Raw genomic sequence first — 607 nt, forward strand, 5'->3', positions numbered from 1 at the left:
TGAGTGTCTCTGTATGGGGGCATAGCTCAGCTGGGAGAGCACCTGCTTTGCAAGCAGGGGGTCGTCGGTTCGATCCCGTCTGCCTCCACCAATTGCGATGATCGTTGGCGCTTTAGCGCTTACGGGCATCTCACTCCCGAAGGGAGCCCCAATGGATAATGTTTGATTGGGTTCGAGAGAACGAATCGAATCTTACCCATTGGCGATTGAGCCAGTCAGAGTGATGCAGGAAACTGTATCGGCTGTCGTTCTTTAACAATCTGGAAGAAGCAAGTAATTTGGATAGCGGAAGCGTCGTTGAGATGGACGTGGAAGCTATCCGGGTTGTGATTGTATCGATGTATCTCAAGATGATTCGAACTTCATTGTTCGACTCTAATTGGAATACTGCACAACGCGAGAACTCAACCTGTAGCGGCTGTCGATGAGACAGACTCGTTATAGGGTCAAGCGAACAAGTGCATGTGGTGGATGCCTTGGCGATCACAGGCGATGAAGGACGCGGTAGCCTGCGAAAAGCTACGGGGAGCTGGCAAACGAGCTTTGATCCGTAGATGTCCGAATGGGGAAACCCGGCCCTTTTGGGTCATCCTAGACTGAATACATA

General features: G+C 51.1%; 1 tRNA gene and 1 rRNA gene. Both read left to right on the forward strand.

The features are described from left to right. Window positions 1–15 precede the first annotated feature (15 nt). Window positions 16–91, forward strand: a tRNA-Ala gene (locus J5M67_RS27440). A gap of 353 nt (window positions 92–444) precedes the next feature. Then, a 23S ribosomal RNA gene (locus J5M67_RS27445) occupies window positions 445–607 on the forward strand; the annotation flags it as partial.

The organism is Pseudomonas sp. 30_B (assembly GCF_017491605.1).
GTDB lineage: Bacteria > Pseudomonadota > Gammaproteobacteria > Pseudomonadales > Pseudomonadaceae > Pseudomonas.